Below are 18398 nucleotides of genomic sequence, written 5' to 3'. Positions count from 1 at the left end.
TCGAAGGAGACTCACCGATGTTGGACTCGTTTTTGGACCTGCTCTGGTACACGCTGATCGTGTTCGCATTCCTCGCGTACCTGATGATCCTGTTCCACATCCTCGGTGACCTGTTCCGTGACCACGCGATGTCCGGTATCACCAAAACTCTGTGGATCATCTTCCTGATCGTGCTGCCGTACATCACGGCGTTCGTCTACCTCATTGTCCGGGGCCCCGGCATGGCAGAACGGCAGGGCGAAGCTCAGAACTCGGCACGGCAGGCCGCCGACCAGTACATCAGGGAGGTGGCTGGGAAATCCTCAGCAGAACAGATCACCGATGCGAAAGCACTGCTCGACGCGGGCACTATCACCCAAACCGAATTCGACACCCTCAAAGCCAAGATACTGAGCTGACGCGTTCGCGTTTCACAGAGACGTCAGTGATCTCATGCAGAATCCTGCGGCCCCGGATTCCTCCGGCAACCCCGAGCGCCCGCGCTTGGAGTTCTCCGGCGACCCGATCCTCGCGGCCAGATTCGCGGTCCCGGCGGCGCCTACAATCGTCGTTCGCCGACCCGCCCTGCTCGAACGCCTCACTGCCGGGGTGACGGAGCCGCTGACTCTCGTGAACGCACCGGCGGGCGCCGGTAAGACGGTCCTCGTCGCCCAATGGGTCACCGCTCGTCGATCTTCAGGCACGGTCGTGTGGCTGACCGTGGAACCAGACGACCCGCCAGGTCTGTTCTGGGCATATCTCCTCGAGGCACTGCACCGGAACGAAGTACCGCTCTCAAACGAAATCGGCCGTCCGGCCCGGGCCGAAGGAGTGGACCATTCGCTACTGGTCCGCCTCGCCGACGGTTTGGCAAACTCGCCCGATCCGGTCGTGGTCGTACTTGACCAGTTCGAGGGTCTCGGCGCACCGGAAATCGCCGCCGAACTGCACTTCGTGCTCGAGCACACTGCTGGCAAGCTGCGCCTGGTGCTGATCGCCCGGACCGAGCCGCTGCTGCCGCTACATCGCTACCGAGCATCGGGCCACATCACCGAAATCCGCAACGCAGATCTGGCGTTCACTCGCACGGAAAGTCGCCTCCTGCTGCGCGAGCACGGACTCGACCTCTCACCGGCCGCGCTTGCCCTGCTCGTCGACCGCACCGAAGGATGGGCTGCGGGCCTGCGCCTTTCCGCATTGGCGATGCAACGCAAAACCGATCCCGAATCATTCGTCGGTGCGTTCGCCGCCGACCGCACTGCCATAGCCGACTACCTGCTCACCGAGGTACTCGACGCTTTACCGCCCCAGATGCAATCGCTACTGCTGCGCACCTGCATCGCCGAGCAGATCCACCCCGAACTGGCGGTCATCCTGACCGGCGACGACAATGCCGCCTGGACTCTCGCCGCCCTCGCCCGCGCCAACGCCTTCGTCGAACGGATCGACGACTCGACCTGGTACCGGCTGCACCCCCTCTTCGCCGAAGTACTGCACGCACATCTGCGGCACCGACATCCCGGCCTCGAACCACACCTACATGCCCTGGCGGCACGCTGGTATGCCGACACCGGACGCTTGACCGACGCCTTGTCGCAGGCCGCCGCGTGCGATGACTGGCAGTTCGCGGCGAACCATCTCATCGAGAGCCTCGCGATCGGCCGACTTTTCCTGGGTCTGGACACAGCCCCACTACGTCACGCACTCTCCGCCATGCCCGCGAACGTGGCCGGCGCTGCCCCCGCCCTGGTAGAGGCCGCCTGCCGGCTCGCCGATCATGACCTCGCCGGCTGCACCTCGGCACTTGCGCACGCCGACGAGCAGCTTGACCACGACGCCGACCCGGCGCTGCGGCTGAGCCGCTCCTTCATAGCGGTGCTCGCCGGGCGGTCGAGCGGCGACCTGACCGCTACCCGGAACGCAGCAGCCGAGGTCGCCCGTCTACTCCGCCTGGCCCCTCAGCAGCTGGTTGGTCGGCACCCGGAAATTGCGCCGATGGTGTTGGCCGGCGTCGGATCTGCAGAACTCGATGCCGGACATTTCGACCGTGCCGCGAATGCGCTCACCACCGCTGTCCAGATGTGTGGGCAGGAAGGAACCGAGCCGGCGCTCTGCGCTGGCCTGGGTTTGCTCGCCCTGGTAGAGCTGTTGCGCGGACACCTACGACGAGCGGAGAAACATTCACATCGATCCCTCACCCTGGCCGATCAATCCGCGCTTCTGCCCGACAACCTCCAGGGAAGGAACCATCTGGTTCTCGCGGGCGTCGCCCTCGAACACGACGACCAGGAGACCGCGCGCGCCCACCTCGAGCTGGTCGGCGTCTCCGCCGAGGAAGTCGACGAGCCGGCCGCGGCTGTGGCGGCGGCGGTTATAGGCTCCCGGCTGGCAACCGCCGACGGAGATCGCAAGGGCGCTCTCGCCGTACTCCGCACGGCCCGCTCGATACTGAACCGGGTGCGGCCGGCGGTGTGGATGGCAGACGATTTGGCCATCGCCGAGTCCGCTGTACATCTCGCTCATTCGGACGTAGGCGCTGCTCTCGAGGTGCTCGACGCCGTGCCCTCCGTGCGTCCCGAGCACACCGTTGCCCGTGCCCGAGCGCTGCTTACGACTCGACATGACGACAACGATGCGCTCGAAGCGCTCACCGACCTGAGAGCCGACACGGCCGCTGCCGCGACCGTGCAGGTGCAGGCATGCCTGCTCCGCGCCCATGCCGCCACGAAAAGTGGCCGCACCGAACAGGCACACCGCCTCCTTCGGCAGGCGCTCGGATTCGCACGTCCGGAGGAGCTGTGGCGGGTGTTCGCCGATAGTGGCCCCTGGGTGCGGCGGCTCCTCGGCCAGCGTCCACAGCTGACGAGCGGGCACGGTTGGCTCCCCGCTGAGGCATTCCTGGATCCCCACACCGACAATTCCCCGCAGCTGCCCGAGGTGGTTCAACCATTGACCGTGCGGGAGGGGCAGGTTCTGCGGCACGCGGCGGGAATGCTGACCGCCGAAGAGATCGCGGATGCGTTGTCCATCTCCGTCAACACGGTCAAGACGCATTTGGTGAGCATCTACCGCAAGCTCGCGGTCACCAGCCGCCGGGAAGCCATTCAGCGAGGGCGAGAACTCGCGATTCTGTGATCTGCGGTCACCCGGACCGGACGATGCCCTACACGCCCCGGGCGGCCGACGATGAAGTAGAAACCCCCGCACTCGGCGTCCGAGAAGAGAGTGTCCATGCGCTACGAATTCCGCATCGCCGGCCTCGTGTCGGAAGCACTTGTCGACGCCTTTCCCGAACTGCACCACACCGCCCTGCAGGAGCAGACCCTGTTCTACGGCGCCGTGACTGACGAAGCCCACCTGTACGGTCTGCTCAACCGCTTCCAGGCCCTCGGATTGCATGTCCTGGAAATGCGGCAGCTACCCGGATCGGAGTCCCGCCCAGATTCCGAGTGAGTCGTCCAGGGTTCCGATTCCCCAGCTGCCCCGTCGACGTCGTTCACGAGCGCGGCGGGATGCCACGATGCCCCGGCGATCCGCTCCGCACGCGGAACCGTCTGCGCGGGCAAGGCATCGAACCGAGGTGACTTTCGCACCATTTCATACACGTTGTGGCACAACAATTTTTTATGCATAAAACTTACCGAGGTCGCGCAAGGGCGGAGTGAGCAGACCTGTCAGTGATCGGACGCCGGACACGTCGAGCGTGACCGGCCTCGGTCCTCACGGGTTTGCCTCGTCATCCGGCTTTGCGACAACGGCCTGCTCGGCCGGTGCATCTTCTGCCGGTGGGTCGTCTTCTGCCGGTGAGCCGTCATCGGGTTTCACCGTGCTGGTGATCAGAACCTGTAACCCACGCGTCGCGGGATCGATATCCACCAGCATCGCTTTACAGAACAGTGTCAACGGCACTGCCAGGATCGCGCCCAGCGGACCAAGGATCCATGACCACAACACCAGAGAGAGGAATGTCAGCGTCACCGTCAGATTGACGGCGTCGCCGACGAACTTGGGTTGAATCACCGATTGGATGATCACGTTGATCGTGCTGTATACGACGATGACCCAGAACATCAATGCCGGACCGCCGTCGAGGAGGGCCAACAGTGCCGGCGGGATGAGGCCGATGACGAAGCCTACGTTTGGAATGTAGTTGGTGATGAACGAGAGCAGCCCCCACAGAATCGGCAACGGGATCCCCATCAGCCACAACGCGCCCCCGTCGAGTATCGCGACGATCAACCCGAAGAAGGTCGAAACCGCGAGATAGCTACGCGTGCCGTGCGCGAAGTTCGTGAACGACGACGCAATGTCCGGACGTGTCCGATTCAGCGTGTTCAGCCGCCACGTGTATGTGGCCGCGTCGACGGACATGAACAGCAGAAGGGCGAACACGAAGAACAAGTTCGAGAACACCGCGAGTGTGCTGTGGAGAATCGAAGCGAGCAGGTCCTTCACCTTGGACATGTCGATATTGGCGAACATCTGCTGCACTTGGTCCGAGCCGATGCCGTGCGATCGCAGCTCGGACTGCACGTTGCCGACGAGTTCGTCGAACTTGTCCGAGTACTCCGGAAGAAGCGTCGAGAGTTGCGCGATCGAGAACACCAGGGCGAGGACGAGGAACAGGAGAATCCCCCACACGGCCAGAATCGCGACAACCAGGACGAGCCATCCCGGCCACCCGCGGCGTCGCAGCGCGTTCGGGATCGGTTGCACCGCAACCGTGAGTATCAGCGCGAGAAACACCGGGCCGATGATCTCGGCGAACACTTTCATTCCGGCGAGGGTGACAATCAGGCTTGCCCCGCCGAGAAGCACGATCACCGCGCGCGGCATCGACCATGTGGGAACGCTCGCCGTCGACGCGGATACCGGGTGCATCGCTACCTACTCTCGTCGTTGCTGACCGGCAACGATCGAACGCCAGGGGTGGCTGTCATGCGAACCCCCAAAAGGGCGCTCGGGCGCGGCAATCATGACCGAGGACAGGGCTTTCGGTCTCTCGAGAGCTCGAGTTTAGGATTTCCGAGTCAATGCCGTCTCACCCGTTGCAGATGAGGGGAGCACCCCCGCCGCATCTCCCCGGCGATGGATTGCGCTAGACGGTGCACCGCGCCTGCACCAGCCGGTCCTTCCGGGACGACGGTCGATCCTCCGTCGATCGATGAGTCTGCGACCCGAGATCATCCTGCACGGGTGAGGACCGGCCGGCGCCCGGCTGGGCAGGCTGGATTTCGTGGTCGACCGACTGCGCGAACGCCGGAAGCGAGAATCACCATGAGTGAGAACAACGCAACATTCGTCTACGTCGCAACGTATCCGAACGAGGATGCGGCCCGAAGCGACTACGAGGTCGTCAAGGACCTGCACGAGGGAGGCCTGGTCGGCTCGTATGACGCAGCCGTCGTCACCAAGGACGCCAACGGGAAAGTGCACGCGAACAAGGACGAGACAGCTACTCGACACGGCGCCTGGGGTGGTGTTGCCGCTGGTGCAGCGCTCGGCCTGATCTTCCCGCCCGCAGTCCTCGCAACGGCGGCTCTCGGCGGTGTCGTCGGCGGTGTGAGCGGTCATCTCGCCAAGGGCATGTCACGGTCGGACGTCAAGGAACTGGGCAACTTCATCGATCCCGGCCAAGCCGGCCTCGTCGTCGTGGGCGAAGGAAAGGTCAAGGAAGCAATCAGAAAGGCCGTGACCAGAGCCGAGAAGGAGACCGCCGCGGACCTCGGCATTGACCCCAAGGACATTGACCAGGCCCTGGAGGAGGCATTGAAGGAAATGTAGGGGCGGATGTGGATCTACCCCGGACGGCAATCGTCACGGACAGGTTGGGCAGCGCGCCGTCCATCCGGATTCCAGGCTCTACTCACCCGAGACAGGTGATGCACCCTCACTGGAGACAGCGAAAAGTTCGAGTTGATGAGCTGGGGATCGCCTCACGAGAGTCATCGCGAACGGAAGGAACCGTCAGATGTCCATCGACCGGAAAGTTTTGGACTCGATCTCAGCGCCCGACCGTCTGAAGACCAGGCTCGGCACGATGGAGTTCACCGACGGCGCGCCCTCGAAAGAGACCGTCGAGAATCTATACGACAATCTCGACTTTCTTCACGGGGTGAACGTCTACCTCAATGCCTTTCAGGGTGCCTCGACACGGGCGCTCAGGAAAGGGCTCCTCGACGTCGGTGTCGAGGACAACTCGATCCTGATCTTCTCCGAACTGATGGACTCACAATCTCTCTTCCTGACCGCCAACGCCGACACCGTCTACTACATCGCGTTCATCGATCTCGGTAACGGACCGATGGTGGTCGAGACACCACCGATGGCACTGGGCATCTTCGACGACATGTGGTTCCACTGGATCATCGACTTCGGTCTCCCCGGCCCCGACCGCGGTGAAGGCGGCAAATTCCTGCTCGTACCTCCCGACTACGACGGCCCCTTGCCCGACAGCGGATTCCACGTCGGACATTCGGGCACCAACCGCGCCCTGATGCTCGGCCGGTCATTCCTTCAGGAGAACGATCCGAAGCCGACGGTCGCGGTGATCAAGGACCGACTGAAGGTCTACCCCTACACGCCGGGTGGGTACGGGACCAGCGTCGCAACCCTTTTGGAGGGGAAGGTTCCCCCCGGCACTTCCGCCGAGATCCCCGAAACGCGATTCGTCGAGGGCAGCGGTAAAGCGTTCAACACGATCCCACCGTCCGATTTCGGGTTCTACGAACTGCTCAACGCTATGGTCCAGGACGAACCCGCCACTGCCACCGACGCCGAAACCCAGGGACAGTTGGCCGCAATCGGCATCGTCAAGGGGCAACCTTTCACCCCGGACAAGCGGATGCGCACAATCCTGGACGAGGCCGCCGCAGTGGGCCACGCGAGCGCCCGCGCAGTGTTATTCGAGGCCCGCGAGTCGGAAGGTGTGCGGTACTACCCGGACTCGGCATGGACCAACATGCTCTTCCCCGGCGGATATACCTTCGAGACGCCGCCGCCGATGGTCACCGAGCACGGCATCGATCCCGTCCCGCCCGGCGGCGCGAAGAAACTGAACGTGCGGACGCTGTTCTTCTACGGATACACCGGAATCTCCCCGGCGATGTGTATGCGACTGACCGGCATCGGATCGCAATACCTGGTCGCCTTCACCGGCACCGACAACGCCTACTTCGATGGAGCGAAATCGTACAAGATGACGTTGCCGCCCGATATTCCTGCGGCCCGGTTCTGGTCGTTAACGTTGTACGACAACCAAACCCGGTCGATGTTGCAGACACCTCAACGCTTCCCTCGGGTCGGCAGCCAAAGCTACCCGTCACCGTCGGCGGTGGCCGACTCCGATGGAACAACCACCGTGTATTTCGGGCCCGAACAACCCGACGGTGTCGGAGACGGAAACTGGATCCAAAGTGACCCGGACAAAGGATTCTTCGTGATCTTGCGTCTGTACAGCCCGTTGGCGACGTACTTCGACAAGAGTTGGCGCCCCAGCGAGATCGAACCGACGTAAAACCTGCTGGTTGAGCGAAGGTGCCCTCATGTCGAGCGATCTCTATCGTGTTGTACCAAAACCGCGAAACACGATAGCGCCGGCAGTATCCGCGGATAGCACGCTGCCTCCTCGGCCTGGGACGGTTGGGGTGCTATGACCTGGGCTGTTCCTGCGATCGCGGCCATCCTGATTGCGTTTTCCGCGATATCCGGGCGAGTCGCCGGAACTTCGCTCACGGCGCCGATCATCTTCACCGCTGCAGGTCTGCTGCTCGGCCTGCGCGGGGCCGGACTGATCGAGGCGGACGTCGCGGGAGAGACGGTCAAGCTACTCGCCGAGGTCACCCTTGCACTGGTGTTGTTCGTCGACGCATCCCGCGTCGACCTCTCCGCGCTACGGCAGCAGATCGCCGTCCCCCGCCGACTCCTCGGCATAGGTCTTCCTTTGACCATTGCCGCAGGTTTCGGAATCGCACTGCTGGTGTTCGGCGACTTCGCGGTTCCAGAAGCGCTACTGCTCGCGGTCATTCTCGCGCCGACCGACGCTGCACTCGGAAAGGCCGTCGTGACCCTTCCCGGTCTTCCGACGCGGGTACGGCAGGGCCTCAATGTCGAAAGCGGGCTCAACGACGGTATCTGCGTGCCGTTGTTCCTGATCGTCTTCGCGATCGCCCGCGCCGAGTCGGGCGCAATCGGGGGCGGAACTGCACTCCGCCTGGTCGGCGAGCAGATCGGTTACGGCGCCGCGGCCGGACTCGTCATCGGTGCGATCGCAGCAGCAGTCATTTTGCTCGGCGCCCGACGATGGACCATCGATCCCTTGTGGCGGCAGATCGTGCCGGTGGCCGCAGCCGCACTTGCGTACACCGTGGCCGTTCCGGTTGGAGGTTCGGGTTTCATCGCAGCTTTCATCGGAGGTCTGACGTTCGGGACGATCCGACGACGAGCGGGCGGGGAGGTTTCGCATCTGATCGAGGAACTCGGCGATCTCTCGAATTCGGTGACCTTCACCGTCTTCGGAGCGCTGATGCTCGGCCCGGCGCTCGGACATCTCTCGTGGCAGGTGCTTGTTTATGCGGTGGCCAGCCTGACCGTCGTGCGGCTCGTGCCGGTGGCGATCTCACTTGTCGGCCTGCACGCGAGGATTCCGACCGTCGCATTTCTCGGCTGGTTCGGGCCGCGTGGGCTGGCCACCATAGTTTTCGTGATCTTGATACTCGAGGAGCCTGGCGAACTGCCGCACGAGGACATACTCCTGACCACCGCGATCATCACGATCGGATTGTCAGTCCTCGTTCACGGCGTCACTGCCGCGCCGCTGGCCGCCCGCTACTCCGCATGGAGCAAAAACCATCCCCGACTAGGGCACCATCCACTCGAGTCCTCATCGAACGAGGTCACTGATTCGCCGGATCCCGCGACAGGTCGTAAGGCTCAGTAACGCGGAAACTGCCCGCGCTGCAGGCTGTATGACGGTTTCCCAACCGGCTGGTCGAGTTCACGCTCGACCTCCAACGGCGATCCCGCGGGCCCCTATATCGCCCCATCGCAGACGAGGTCCGCCCCAGTGTCCTGACATTGTCATCGCGAGGACGTCGTAGCCATGCGAAATGTTGTCGACAACTCCGCGTTATGAATGAATTGCTGCTTACCGCTTCCGTTTAGGGCGTGAAGGCTCGGCACTCAAACCGGTCGGATCATGCACTGCATCCGCCTGCCCGGCTGCCCGGCCACCTGCGGTGTCCCCGAAGAGAACTCCGCTTCGCTCCGTTCTGTAAAAGCGTTCTGTTTGTTTCCTTGCTGTGCGCATGGCTGAAGGAGAATGGCCGCCCGGTGTTCTCGACGACTCGACCGCTCATTGAGAGACGCGAACGATATCGCTGTGTAAGGACACGACGGAGAGGTCGTCCACCAGGCTTATCAGCCGACTCGACAACCGACCGAAGGGGAGCGCATGAGGCAACTCTGGGCAGGTATAGACGCAGGTAAAGGACATCACCACTGCGTGGTGATCGACAGTGACGGTACGCGATTGCTCTCGCGTCGGGTCGCCAACGACGAAGCAGATCTGACGACGCTCGTCGACGATGTCCTCGAGTTGTCCGGTGGCGGCGTGGTGAAGTGGGTGGTGGACCTCAACAGCGGCGGTGCGGGACTGCTGATTGCGTTGCTCGCAGACCGAGATCAGATGTTGTTGTATTTGCCTGGCCGGATCGTTTACCACGCCGCCACTGGCTATCGCGGTGACAGCAAGACCGATGCGAAAGATGCGGCGATCATTGCTGATCAGGCGCGGATGCGCCGTGATTTGCACCCGATGCGGGTTGACGATGAGATCAGTGTGGAGTTGAAGATCCTGACCTCTCGTCGCACGGATCTGATGCGAGATCGGACCCGGGCAATCAACCGGCTCCGAGCACTGCTGACCGGATATTTCCCGGCGCTCGAGCGTGCTCTCGATGTACGAAACTCCGCGGGCGGGTTGATCCTGCTGACCGGCTATCAAACCCCCGACGGACTACGGAAAATTGGCCGGGCGAAGTTGGAAGCGTGGTTGCGGAAGAAGAAGGCATACAACGCCCCGCGGATTGCTGATGCTGCGATCGAGGCTGCAAACATGCAGTTGGTGCGGGTGGCCGGGCAAGATGTCGCAGCATCGACGGTCGGTAGGCTGGCGCATCAGATTTTGAATCTGAATGTTGAACTGCGGGAGTTGGATTCCTCGATCGAGGAGCGGTTCCGTCGGCACAGGCATGCGGAAGTGATCGAATCGATGCCTGGGCTCGGGCCGTTGCTCGGTGCCGAACTCCTTGCCCGCCGATGCCGCGTGATTCTGGTCGGATCAGTGGGAATCTTCATCGTCGCGCCGATTCGACCGCAGGTTGTTACGTGCGTTCTATCTGTCTGCGCAGCTCAGTTTTCGGCACAGTGCGCAGTCGCAGGTCTTCTACAATCGGAACGTGCGGAAGGGAAGCGTCATACGCAGGCGGTTCTTGCGTTGGCGCGGCGCCGGTTGAATGTGCTGTGCGCGATGCTCCGCGACAACGCGGTCTACCAGCCGGGACCGGACCTTGTGGCAGCGGCCGCAAGCGGGGCGATCACCGAGTAGCGTCGATACCTTTTCCTGGTCAACTACTTTCGTGGTCGTCGCTCGGCCAGAATACGCACGCGATCAGCACGACAGCCCATATTCCGATAGGAACTCCCGGCCAGAATCTGATCGCAGATCCGTCCATGAAACTCTGCACTCCCCAGATGCCAACCATCAGCACCGAACCGCCCAGCCAGTACTGCCACTCGTTGAGCCACTCTCGTAGATCGTCTCTCTTACGTTCCTCGCTCGCGGGGGAGGCGGGCAGCAAGGGAGGTAGGTCGACCAGCGTGGCTGTGACCTGGTCGATCGACCGAGCGCTGTTGACGAGTTCGATCCGGTCGTGGTATTCCTCGCCGTCCAAGGCGCCCCTGGTCAAGGCGTCCGTCAGATGACGTGTTGCGTCGAGGCGCTCTGTATCGGTAGCTCGACGAGTTGGCGTGTATTCGGACATTTTTTCGTACTCCGTTCGTCGCAACTGACAGTATCCAGCATAGAATACATTCGTATTCTATGCTGGATACTGTGCCCCGAACATACGACCCCACCGCGCGACGGCGACACGTCGGAAACATGCTGCTGGAATTGATCGCCGACGAAGGCCTCGCAGGAGCAAACATCCGAGCAGTCGCTCAACGTGCCGGCTGTTCCGTCGGCGCAATCCAGAAGTACTTCCGCACCAAGGACGAAATGCTCGAATTCGCAATGCAACTCGTGGGTGAACGGGTGCAAGCGAGGATGCTTTCAGTCGATCGCACCGGAGACCTGGTCGACGTAGTACGGAGTTGGTTGCTCGCCACGCTTCCACTCGACCCCGAACGAAGAGCGGAAACCCGAATCTGGGCGGAATTTTCAGTCCGAGCGATCGGGCACCGGTCCTATTCGGAAGCTGCTATCGCAGTCGACAAGGAAATTCGGACAGCACTCACCGGGTATCTCGCTCAGGGCCAGCGAGAAGGAGCTCTGTCTGCAGACGTCGAATCTTCTGCTACGGCCGATGCACTGATTGCACTGAGCGACGGTCTCGCGCTGACGATGCTGTACGACCAGGACAGGGAACTGGAGGCGGTGGCCGCATTGGACGTTGCACTCAAACGACTCCTTCCATGCCCTGGAGCCGATGCCTAGCCACACGAGTACCACGATCAAGTTGCGGCGAATGTCCGAATTTCGTTGCAGCAGATGCTCCAACCTCAACTCGAGATGCTCCCTCGCAGTGCGCTCTTTCGTTCGAATAACTTCGGGGCGACGGGTATCTATTCGAGTGCGATGAGGAGTTCGACCGCTTCGAATCTGCTGCCTCCAGCGAGAACGCCGATCGGGCGGACGCCGTCAACCAGCGTCGCTACGAACAGTTCGCCGCGCGTCGGGAGTGTGCCCGACATGACGGCCGTCCTTGACGGACTTGGCTCAACGCGGGCGTGGTGGAGTCCTTCGGACCTGCGTAGCCCTCGGCTCCGTCCGAGAGGAACGGACTACGGCCGCGCTTGACAAAACCTATTGAGATTCTCCTTCGGCGGTACGAAACATGTACGCAACGTAGATGCAACGTATCCAAAACTAGTGTTCTGCATCACACAGCATTTGTGGGGTCGAGAGGCAGTTGGCCACGAATCTGTGGGCAGAACGGGTCCTGTTCGCTACCGGTGGTGGACGAGGACAAGGTTCCGCGGGTTGAGCACACAGCCCGCGGAACCGCCCCCATCAGGGCACCGGCCGACAGGAGTACAGGTGTCCGTAGTTGCGGAAGTCTCTGCGATTGATTTCGCGGAAACTGAATTCGAATGGGCGCAGGGATCGGCGCTGATTCGTGAAGTCAACCCACTCGTTCCGGGTCCCCCATCTTTGGCGATGTGTCTGAGCGAGCCGACGCGCGGACTGGTCGACATCGCATCACTGCTTCTCGCGGCTCCTTGGTTGCTTCGATCACCGCGTGGAGACGGGCACCCAGTCCTCGTTCTCCCCGGATTGCTGACATCGGACGTGTCGACTCTTGCCTTGAGGGCGTACCTGAGTTTCCTCGGGTACAGGGTTCACGGCTGGAATCTAGGCGTCAATACCGGCCCGACTGCGATGGTGGTCGACGGATTGCCTGCCGCATTGGCTGAGGTGGCAGATCGATACGAGCAGAAGGTGTCGGTGATCGGCTGGAGTCTGGGCGGTATCTATGCTCGTAAGTTGGCGAGGGACCTGCCCGATTCGGTGCGTCAGGTGGTCACGCTCGGAAGTCCTTTCGCTCTCACCAGTCTGGAGCAGACGAGAGTCGGATCGCTCTACTCTCGCTTGTCCGGTAACCACGCCATACTGCCTCCGGTCGACGGCATCGAATCCGAACAGGGACCGCCCATTTCGGTTCCTGCCACGTCTCTCTACTCGAGGCATGACGGTATCGTTCCGTGGCAAGCATGTTGTGAAACCACGTCCGGACTATCGGAAAGCGTTGCGGTGCAAGGCAGTCACATGGGGTTGACCCACAACCCGTCGGCGTTGTGGACGGTCGCCGACCGACTGGCGCAGGACGTCGACAACTGGCAACCCTTCGCGGCACCGAAACGACTTCGGCGTCTGTTCCCTCGCTGAGGTGTGAGGCTGAGGTGTGAGGCCGAGGTGTGGGGGATAACCCTGAGTCCGACGTGGGGACAGACTGGTACCTGGGTATGTACCGCGGCCGGAAAAGATGGGTCCATGGCCTGATGCGCGTAAGTGCCCCGGCGGCGGATAGTGGAAGTCGAGCGGACAGTCCGCGAGATCCGACGCGGGTAGTCCGCGAGATCTATTGAAGGGACACGAAACATGACTTCGCCGATGAAGACCCGCAAACTCACTCGAGCTCGCTCCGGCGCGATGTTCGGTGGGGTCTGCGCCGGGATCGCACGATACTTCGGGTGGAAGTCGTCGACGGTCCGCTTGCTCTTCGTGCTCTCCTGCCTGCTGCCCGGCCCGCAGTTTCTGATTTACATCGTGATGTGGATTTTCATTCCTCGTGAGCAGATCTGACCGAAACCGTTCAACGGCGGCGGTCTTTCAGGCATTGCTTGGCCTCGTGCAATTCCTCCGAACTCAGCGGAGGAAGGGGGAGTGCGTCACGGTGCAAGCCCTCGGTGCGTAGACCGTCGAGCATCACCGAGAGGTACCGGCGCCACACGGTCGGGTTGACGGGCTGGGCAAATTCGGTGACCGCGCCCACCATGAAGATGAGGCCGAACAGGTCCGTCGGTACGGCGTCGGGGCGCAGCATCCCGGCGTCCTGGGCCCGGTAGAAGATCCTCTCGACCGACGGTTCGATGATGGAGCGTTGACATGCGACTTGCTCGCATCCCTCGTCGGTTCCGTTCAGGACGTCTTTGAGCCCGCGGTTGACCGACATACGGCTGCAGGCGAATTCGGCAAAGGTGACAAGTCCGTCCCACGGGTCCGGATTGGCAAGTGACGCGTCCGCGGCCGCCGCCATGTCGGCGAAGTTCTGTTGGAAGACGCCGTCGATCAATTCTTCCTTGCTCGCGAACCGCCGATAGACGGTTCCTACGCCGACACCCGCGCGCCGGGCGACGTCGTCGAGTGTGACGTCGATCCCTTCTTCGGCGAACAATTCACGCGCGGCATCGATGATCAACTGCCGATTACGTGCAGCGTCAGCGCGAAGTGGGCGCCCCATTGCGGTACTCATGTCCCCACTCTACCCGTCAAGTGGAGACAACACCTCCGTTTTCGTGTAGCGTTTTTGCTAACCGGAGAAGCCATCTCCGCATAGGTTGGGCGAGGGACTATGTCAGACATTGCTGAACGGACTGAATTCGAGCAGTCCTCAGCGCCTTCAGGGGACAACCACGCAAAGCGGTGGCTGGTTCTCGCGGTTCTGGGAATTGCGCAGTTGATGGTGGTCTTGGATGCCACCATCGTCAACATCGCGCTGCCTGCTGCGCAGCGCTCACTGGAGTTCGGTGATTCGGACCGCCAGTGGATCATCACGGCATACGCATTGGCGTTCGGCAGCTTGCTGCTACTCGGCGGTCGATTGAGCGACTTGTTCGGGCGCAGGCGAACTTTCATCGTCGGCCTGATCGGCTTCGCAGTCGCTTCCGCCATCGGTGGCGCAGCCGCCAACTTCGAAATGCTTGTTGCCGCTCGTGCGGGTCAGGGTGTCTTCGGTGCGCTCCTTGCTCCGGCAGCGCTGTCTCTGCTGTCCGTGACATTCACGGATCCGGGTGAGCGCGCAAAGGCTTTCGGTATCTTCGGCGCCGTTGCCGGCGGCGGCGGCGCTATCGGACTGTTGCTCGGCGGAGCGCTCACCGAGTGGGTCGACTGGCGCTGGTGCCTCTTCGTGAACCTCTTCTTCGCGGCAATCGCATTGGTCGGAGCAGTCCTGTTGCTCGCGCCGCACACCAGTGACTCGCGGCCCAAGCTCGACATCCCCGGAACGATCCTGGTGTCGATCAGCTTGTTCAGCATCGTCTTCGGTTTCTCGAAGGCCGAATCGGACGGTTGGAGTGCAACTCCTACCATTTCGTGGCTCGCTGCCGGCGTCGTGTTCATGGTGGCGTTCATTTACTGGCAGACCAAGTCCGAGCATCCGCTCCTTCCTTTGAGGGTGGTCCTCGACCGAATCCGGGCGGGCTCGTATCTCGCGATCTTCCTTTCCGGCGCAGGAATGTTCGCGGTCTTCCTGTTCCTGACGTACTACATGCAGCTGATCCTCGGCTACAGCCCGATCATGACCGGTCTCGCATTCATGCCGATGGTGTTCGGAATCGTTACGGCAGCAACGCTTTCGACAGCCGTCCTGCTGCCTCGGGTTGGTCCGCGCGTGCTGATCGTGAGCGGAATGGTCATCGCGGCGATCGGAATGACACTGCTGGCCCAGATCTCCGTGGACAGCACCTATGCCGTCCATATCCTCCCGGGCCTCGTTGTTACCGGACTCGGAATGGGCAGCATCTTTGCGCCGTCCATGCAAGGCGCAACCTCCGGCGTGCATCACGAAGATGCCGGCGTCGCATCTGCCACCGTCAACACCATGCAGCAGGTGGGCGGCTCGATCGGTACCGCACTGCTCAGCACGATTGCTGCCTCGGCTTCCACCAACTACCTGGTGGGCCGCGAGATGAATCCGCTCACTCAGGCACAGGCTGCCGTCGAGAGCTACACCACGACGTTCTATTGGGCAGCAGGTATTTTCGCGGTCGGTGCAGTGTTGACCGGACTGGTTCTTCGGAGTGGACTGCTTCCCGATTCGCCGGAAGGTGAGCCGGTAATCGCCCACTGACAGCAGATTTCGGGGTCGACGCCGTACCGGCGTCGACCCCGAAATCGAGTCAGCAGTTCTTCTCGGGTGATGCTTGAAACCGATGAAGGACGTGGTCGAGTTGTTCGGAGGACAGCGCCGGGACGGGGAGTTCTCGATGGCCACTGCGGGACGCGCAGAGTCCGTCGATCATGAACCCGAGTGCGCGGCGGTACGCCTGAGGGGCTTCGTCGCCGCCGAACTTCTGGGCCATCTTGACGACCTGCATGAGAAGCGGAATGTCGTTGACTTCGAAGTCGCTGCGCAGGGTGCCCTGTTCCTTGGCATGATTGACAAGCGCTGCGGTGTGTTGGGCGATTCCCGCACGCGCGCGAGCGAAGGTGTCGGACGCGAAGCGCCCGTCCATCAGGAGATCGCCGAATCCGCGATTGTCCGCCATGCGCAGGGAGATCACGTCGAGGAAGTAGACAAGACCTTCCCAGGCGTCGGGCATCTCGCGGGCGGTGGCGGCGATCGTTTCGATCTCGGAGCACCGTGTGTCGAACAGGGCCTGGATCAGCTCGTCCTTGCTGGCGAACCGCCGATAGACAGTGCCGACGCCGACGCCCGCGTGCTTCGCGACATCGGCAAGAGTGGCGTCCAGTCCTTGGGCCGCGAACACCTCGCGGGCGGAGTTGAGAATCCGTTCGAGGTTGGCCTTGGCGTCGGACCGAAGGCGCGGCTGTGAGCAGTCGGCCGAGGTCCCCGCACGAGAAGCGTCGGGGTGGGTTGTCGGCATCCTCACAGTCTACGGCACTAAGCGGAATGATTGATTCCGTTAGTGTTATATTGCTAAGCGGAACGTGTGGTTCCGATTGTCCGTACGAGAGAAGCCGATATGAGCACGTCTGACATCTGGGTCGGGAGCAATCCGATCTCGATGGTGGGTACGCGGAGCGCGGGTTTTGCGGCAACGAGGCTTCGCGCCCTTGCCGGAGACGGTGCCTTTGCCCAGCTCGTTCGTTTTGCCCTCGTCGGCGGAGCCAGCAACATTCTCTACTTCGCCGCTTTCCTGGCCTTGCGCGGTGACGGAGCGTTGGTCGCCAACGCTGTAGGTGCAGTCTTGAGCACCATCCTTGCGAACGAGCTGCATCGCCGACTCACCTTCCACGCCGCGGATCGCGTCAACTGGTTCACTGCACAGTGGGAAGGTGGTGGGCTTGCACTGGTCGGTTTGATCGCCAGTTCGGCTGCCATCAGTGCGCTCGGCTTCCTGTTGCCCGGTGCTGACGGACTTCTTCAAGCGGGCCTTGTGATCGCAGTGAGCGGAATTGTCGGCGGTCTGCGGTTTGTCGCACTTCGCGGTTGGGTTTTCTGAGCGGTTCTCGAGTTCGGATCGAATTGGTTCGTAGGGAACACTGTGACCCATGAGCCTTTCGATAGCCGACTCCGGCGTCCGTCTGGCTGTGCTCTGTATTGTCATGGCGCTCGTGGCCACACTCGTCTACCGATTCGCTCACCTCGGCAGCATTCGGGTAGTTCCCGGCGCGCTCGCACGCGGCGCCCTTCAATTGGCTGCTATTTCGTTGATCCTTGCCGCGGCATTGGCTCACATCTGGTCAGCCCTCCTCGTGCTCGTCGGCATGTTCGCTGCGGCGTCCTTCACCGCTGCACGACGCTCCGACGCAGGAACTTCCGGAGTGTGGCTGACCGTCGCGTTGGCATCGGGAATCGGTGTGGTGGTGCCGTTGATGCTGCTGTCCGGAGTGGTTCCGGTCGAGGGCGTCGCTCTGGTACCGATCGGCGGAATTGTCTTGGGCGGCGCTATGACAGCGACGTCGATGGCAGCCAAACGCGGACTCGACGCCGTCGACGATCGTTTCGGCGAAGTGGAAGCCGCACTGAGCCTGGGTTTCTCGCAACGCGATGCACGGTGGGAAGTCGCCCGTATCGCCGCGTCCGACGCCCTGTTGCCCGGAGTCGACCAGACCCGCACCGTCGGCCTCGTGACTTTGCCCGGCGCTTTTGTCGGGGTTCTGCTTGCGACGGGATCAGCCGTTCAAGCCGGTGCGGTGCAGGTTCTTGTCCTGGCAGGGCTGTTGTTGGCGCAAACCTGCGCTGTAGCTGTGGCTTTGGAACTCGTTGCCCGCGGTTTCGTATTTCGGGGAAGGGCTGTCAGGCCTGCGCGAGTTCGTCGATCTTGTCGCTGCGCAGGACACGGCCGATAGCAGAGCTCGTGCCACACATGGTCTTACTGGTTTCGGTGGAGTCGGCGCTTTCACCGGACACGAAGACGAACATCATCTGCGGGTTCAAGCGCGACAGCGTTGTGGCGGCGGCAAGTGTGACGCGGGTGTAGTCGGTAGTCGAGCAGGTCGCGGTGAACGATGTGGACGATCTTCGGGGTAGTTGCACCGGACGAATTGCGGCCGACGGTTACGACGGTGTCGATTCGTGGATCGTCCAGGCATTCGCGCAAGACGCTGTTGCCGACCATCCCTGTTGCCTCACCTTCATTGTGTCCCCCGGTATTGGTTCCACTTTCTGTGATGCGCACACCAGGGAACAGTCTGAGAATCGCCCGACAGGGATCGCCAACTGAACGCTTGA

18 protein-coding genes and 1 pseudogene are annotated in these 18398 nt (G+C 62.1%); 13 read left to right on the top strand and 6 right to left on the bottom strand.

Going from position 1 to position 18398, the window contains the following annotated elements:
- Positions 1 to 17: 17 nt before the first annotated feature.
- The 3 genes from QM716_RS04625 (at position 18) to QM716_RS04615 (ending at position 3432) form a co-directional block, all read left to right on the top strand.
- On the top strand, positions 18 to 398 hold the full coding sequence (locus QM716_RS04625) for an SHOCT domain-containing protein (RefSeq protein WP_283302654.1): 381 nt from the start codon (positions 18 to 20) through the stop codon (positions 396 to 398).
- A 34-nt stretch (positions 399 to 432) separates the two neighbouring features.
- Entirely contained in the window at positions 433 to 3114 is a 2682-nt protein-coding gene (locus tag QM716_RS04620; protein ID WP_283302652.1) for a winged helix-turn-helix domain-containing protein, read from the top strand.
- 96 nt (positions 3115 to 3210) lie between these two features.
- On the top strand, positions 3211 to 3432 hold the full coding sequence (locus QM716_RS04615; protein ID WP_283302651.1) for a DUF8691 family protein: 222 nt from the start codon (positions 3211 to 3213) through the stop codon (positions 3430 to 3432).
- A 267-nt stretch (positions 3433 to 3699) separates the two neighbouring features.
- On the opposite strand, the gene QM716_RS04610 is transcribed toward QM716_RS04615, so the two are convergent.
- Positions 3700 to 4860, bottom strand: coding sequence for an AI-2E family transporter (locus QM716_RS04610; protein WP_283302649.1), 1161 nt, complete (start codon positions 4858 to 4860; stop codon positions 3700 to 3702).
- Between the two features lie 396 nt (positions 4861 to 5256).
- Here QM716_RS04610 and QM716_RS04605 point away from each other — a divergent pair, with 396 nt between their 5' ends.
- The 4 genes and pseudogenes from QM716_RS04605 (at position 5257) to QM716_RS04590 (ending at position 10585) form a co-directional block, all read left to right on the top strand.
- Positions 5257 to 5763 (top strand): DUF1269 domain-containing protein, encoded by a 507-nt coding sequence (locus QM716_RS04605; RefSeq protein ID WP_283302647.1) that lies wholly within the window; start codon positions 5257 to 5259, stop codon positions 5761 to 5763.
- A gap of 187 nt (positions 5764 to 5950) precedes the next feature.
- Positions 5951 to 7495, top strand: a complete 1545-nt coding sequence (locus QM716_RS04600; RefSeq protein ID WP_283302645.1) for a DUF1254 domain-containing protein — start codon at positions 5951 to 5953, stop codon at positions 7493 to 7495.
- 135 nt (positions 7496 to 7630) lie between these two features.
- Positions 7631 to 8917, top strand: a complete 1287-nt coding sequence (locus QM716_RS04595) for a cation:proton antiporter (protein WP_283302644.1) — start codon at positions 7631 to 7633, stop codon at positions 8915 to 8917.
- Between the two features lie 513 nt (positions 8918 to 9430).
- A pseudogene (locus tag QM716_RS04590) lies at positions 9431 to 10585 on the top strand (transposase).
- Positions 10586 to 10604: 19 nt separating this feature from the next.
- On the opposite strand, the gene QM716_RS04585 reads toward QM716_RS04590, so the two are convergent.
- A complete protein-coding gene (locus QM716_RS04585) occupies positions 10605 to 11021 on the bottom strand; it encodes a DUF1707 SHOCT-like domain-containing protein (protein WP_283302642.1) in 417 nt (138 codons plus the stop codon).
- A 71-nt stretch (positions 11022 to 11092) separates the two neighbouring features.
- Here QM716_RS04585 and QM716_RS04580 point away from each other — a divergent pair, with 71 nt between their 5' ends.
- The gene (locus tag QM716_RS04580) at positions 11093 to 11695 is read left to right on the top strand and encodes a TetR/AcrR family transcriptional regulator (RefSeq protein WP_283302641.1); all 603 of its coding nucleotides are present in this window, start codon (positions 11093 to 11095) and stop codon (positions 11693 to 11695) included.
- 128 nt (positions 11696 to 11823) lie between these two features.
- Here the strand turns inward: QM716_RS04580 and QM716_RS04575 are convergent, their stop codons facing one another.
- Positions 11824 to 11952, bottom strand: coding sequence for a hypothetical protein (locus QM716_RS04575; RefSeq protein ID WP_283302639.1), 129 nt, complete (start codon positions 11950 to 11952; stop codon positions 11824 to 11826).
- A gap of 346 nt (positions 11953 to 12298) precedes the next feature.
- On the opposite strand from QM716_RS04575, the gene QM716_RS04570 reads away from it, so the two are divergent.
- Complete coding sequence (locus QM716_RS04570) at positions 12299 to 13147, top strand: PGAP1-like alpha/beta domain-containing protein (protein WP_283302637.1); 849 nt, start codon at positions 12299 to 12301, stop codon at positions 13145 to 13147.
- Positions 13148 to 13360: 213 nt separating this feature from the next.
- Positions 13361 to 13564 carry a PspC domain-containing protein gene (locus QM716_RS04565; protein ID WP_019745155.1) on the top strand — a complete coding sequence of 68 codons (204 nt, stop codon included), beginning with the start codon at positions 13361 to 13363 and terminating at the stop codon, positions 13562 to 13564.
- A 10-nt stretch (positions 13565 to 13574) separates the two neighbouring features.
- Here QM716_RS04565 and QM716_RS04560 read toward each other — a convergent pair whose 3' ends face one another.
- Positions 13575 to 14234, bottom strand: coding sequence for a TetR/AcrR family transcriptional regulator (locus QM716_RS04560; protein ID WP_283302636.1), 660 nt, complete (start codon positions 14232 to 14234; stop codon positions 13575 to 13577).
- 99 nt (positions 14235 to 14333) lie between these two features.
- On the opposite strand from QM716_RS04560, the gene QM716_RS04555 reads away from it, so the two are divergent.
- A complete protein-coding gene (locus QM716_RS04555) occupies positions 14334 to 15830 on the top strand; it encodes an MFS transporter (protein ID WP_283302635.1) in 1497 nt (498 codons plus the stop codon).
- Positions 15831 to 15879: 49 nt separating this feature from the next.
- Here QM716_RS04555 and QM716_RS04550 read toward each other — a convergent pair whose 3' ends face one another.
- Positions 15880 to 16587 carry a TetR/AcrR family transcriptional regulator gene (locus QM716_RS04550; RefSeq protein WP_283302634.1) on the bottom strand — a complete coding sequence of 236 codons (708 nt, stop codon included), beginning with the start codon at positions 16585 to 16587 and terminating at the stop codon, positions 15880 to 15882.
- Between the two features lie 141 nt (positions 16588 to 16728).
- On the opposite strand from QM716_RS04550, the gene QM716_RS04545 reads away from it, so the two are divergent.
- Complete coding sequence (locus QM716_RS04545) at positions 16729 to 17166, top strand: GtrA family protein (RefSeq protein WP_020908979.1); 438 nt, start codon at positions 16729 to 16731, stop codon at positions 17164 to 17166.
- A 49-nt stretch (positions 17167 to 17215) separates the two neighbouring features.
- Positions 17216 to 18016: an ABC transporter permease gene (locus QM716_RS04540; protein WP_283302632.1), complete on the top strand. Its 801-nt coding sequence runs from the start codon at positions 17216 to 17218 to the stop codon at positions 18014 to 18016.
- 50 nt (positions 18017 to 18066) lie between these two features.
- Here the strand turns inward: QM716_RS04540 and QM716_RS04535 are convergent, their stop codons facing one another.
- A complete protein-coding gene (locus QM716_RS04535) occupies positions 18067 to 18345 on the bottom strand; it encodes a hypothetical protein (RefSeq protein ID WP_283302631.1) in 279 nt (92 codons plus the stop codon).
- Between the last annotated feature and the right edge of the window lie 53 nt (positions 18346 to 18398).

Source organism: Rhodococcus sp. IEGM 1409 (assembly GCF_030056735.1).
In the GTDB taxonomy this organism is placed as follows: Bacteria; Actinomycetota; Actinomycetes; order Mycobacteriales; family Mycobacteriaceae; genus Rhodococcus_F.
Note: the sequence above shows the minus strand (reverse complement) of the source record. Positions and strands in the feature narration are given on the sequence as shown.

Bases quoted from the DNA above. Each gene is read 5' to 3' on its own strand.
- QM716_RS04610 (WP_283302649.1), bottom strand. From the start codon at position 4,860: ATGCACCCGGTATCCGCGTCGACGGCGAGCGTTCCCACATGGTCGATG.
- QM716_RS04555 (WP_283302635.1), top strand. From the start codon at position 14,334: ATGTCAGACATTGCTGAACGGACTGAATTCGAGCAGTCCTCAGCGCCT.
- QM716_RS04540 (WP_283302632.1), top strand. From the start codon at position 17,216: ATGAGCCTTTCGATAGCCGACTCCGGCGTCCGTCTGGCTGTGCTCTGT.
- QM716_RS04585 (WP_283302642.1), bottom strand. From the start codon at position 11,021: ATGTCCGAATACACGCCAACTCGTCGAGCTACCGATACAGAGCGCCTC.
- QM716_RS04605 (WP_283302647.1), top strand. From the start codon at position 5,257: ATGAGTGAGAACAACGCAACATTCGTCTACGTCGCAACGTATCCGAAC.
- QM716_RS04615 (WP_283302651.1), top strand. From the start codon at position 3,211: ATGCGCTACGAATTCCGCATCGCCGGCCTCGTGTCGGAAGCACTTGTC.
- QM716_RS04550 (WP_283302634.1), bottom strand. From the start codon at position 16,587: ATGCCGACAACCCACCCCGACGCTTCTCGTGCGGGGACCTCGGCCGAC.
- QM716_RS04625 (WP_283302654.1), top strand. From the start codon at position 18: ATGTTGGACTCGTTTTTGGACCTGCTCTGGTACACGCTGATCGTGTTC.
- QM716_RS04545 (WP_020908979.1), top strand. From the start codon at position 16,729: ATGGTGGGTACGCGGAGCGCGGGTTTTGCGGCAACGAGGCTTCGCGCC.
- QM716_RS04575 (WP_283302639.1), bottom strand. From the start codon at position 11,952: ATGTCGGGCACACTCCCGACGCGCGGCGAACTGTTCGTAGCGACGCTG.
- QM716_RS04620 (WP_283302652.1), top strand. From the start codon at position 433: ATGCAGAATCCTGCGGCCCCGGATTCCTCCGGCAACCCCGAGCGCCCG.
- QM716_RS04600 (WP_283302645.1), top strand. From the start codon at position 5,951: ATGTCCATCGACCGGAAAGTTTTGGACTCGATCTCAGCGCCCGACCGT.
- QM716_RS04560 (WP_283302636.1), bottom strand. From the start codon at position 14,234: ATGAGTACCGCAATGGGGCGCCCACTTCGCGCTGACGCTGCACGTAAT.
- QM716_RS04565 (WP_019745155.1), top strand. From the start codon at position 13,361: ATGACTTCGCCGATGAAGACCCGCAAACTCACTCGAGCTCGCTCCGGC.
- QM716_RS04595 (WP_283302644.1), top strand. From the start codon at position 7,631: ATGACCTGGGCTGTTCCTGCGATCGCGGCCATCCTGATTGCGTTTTCC.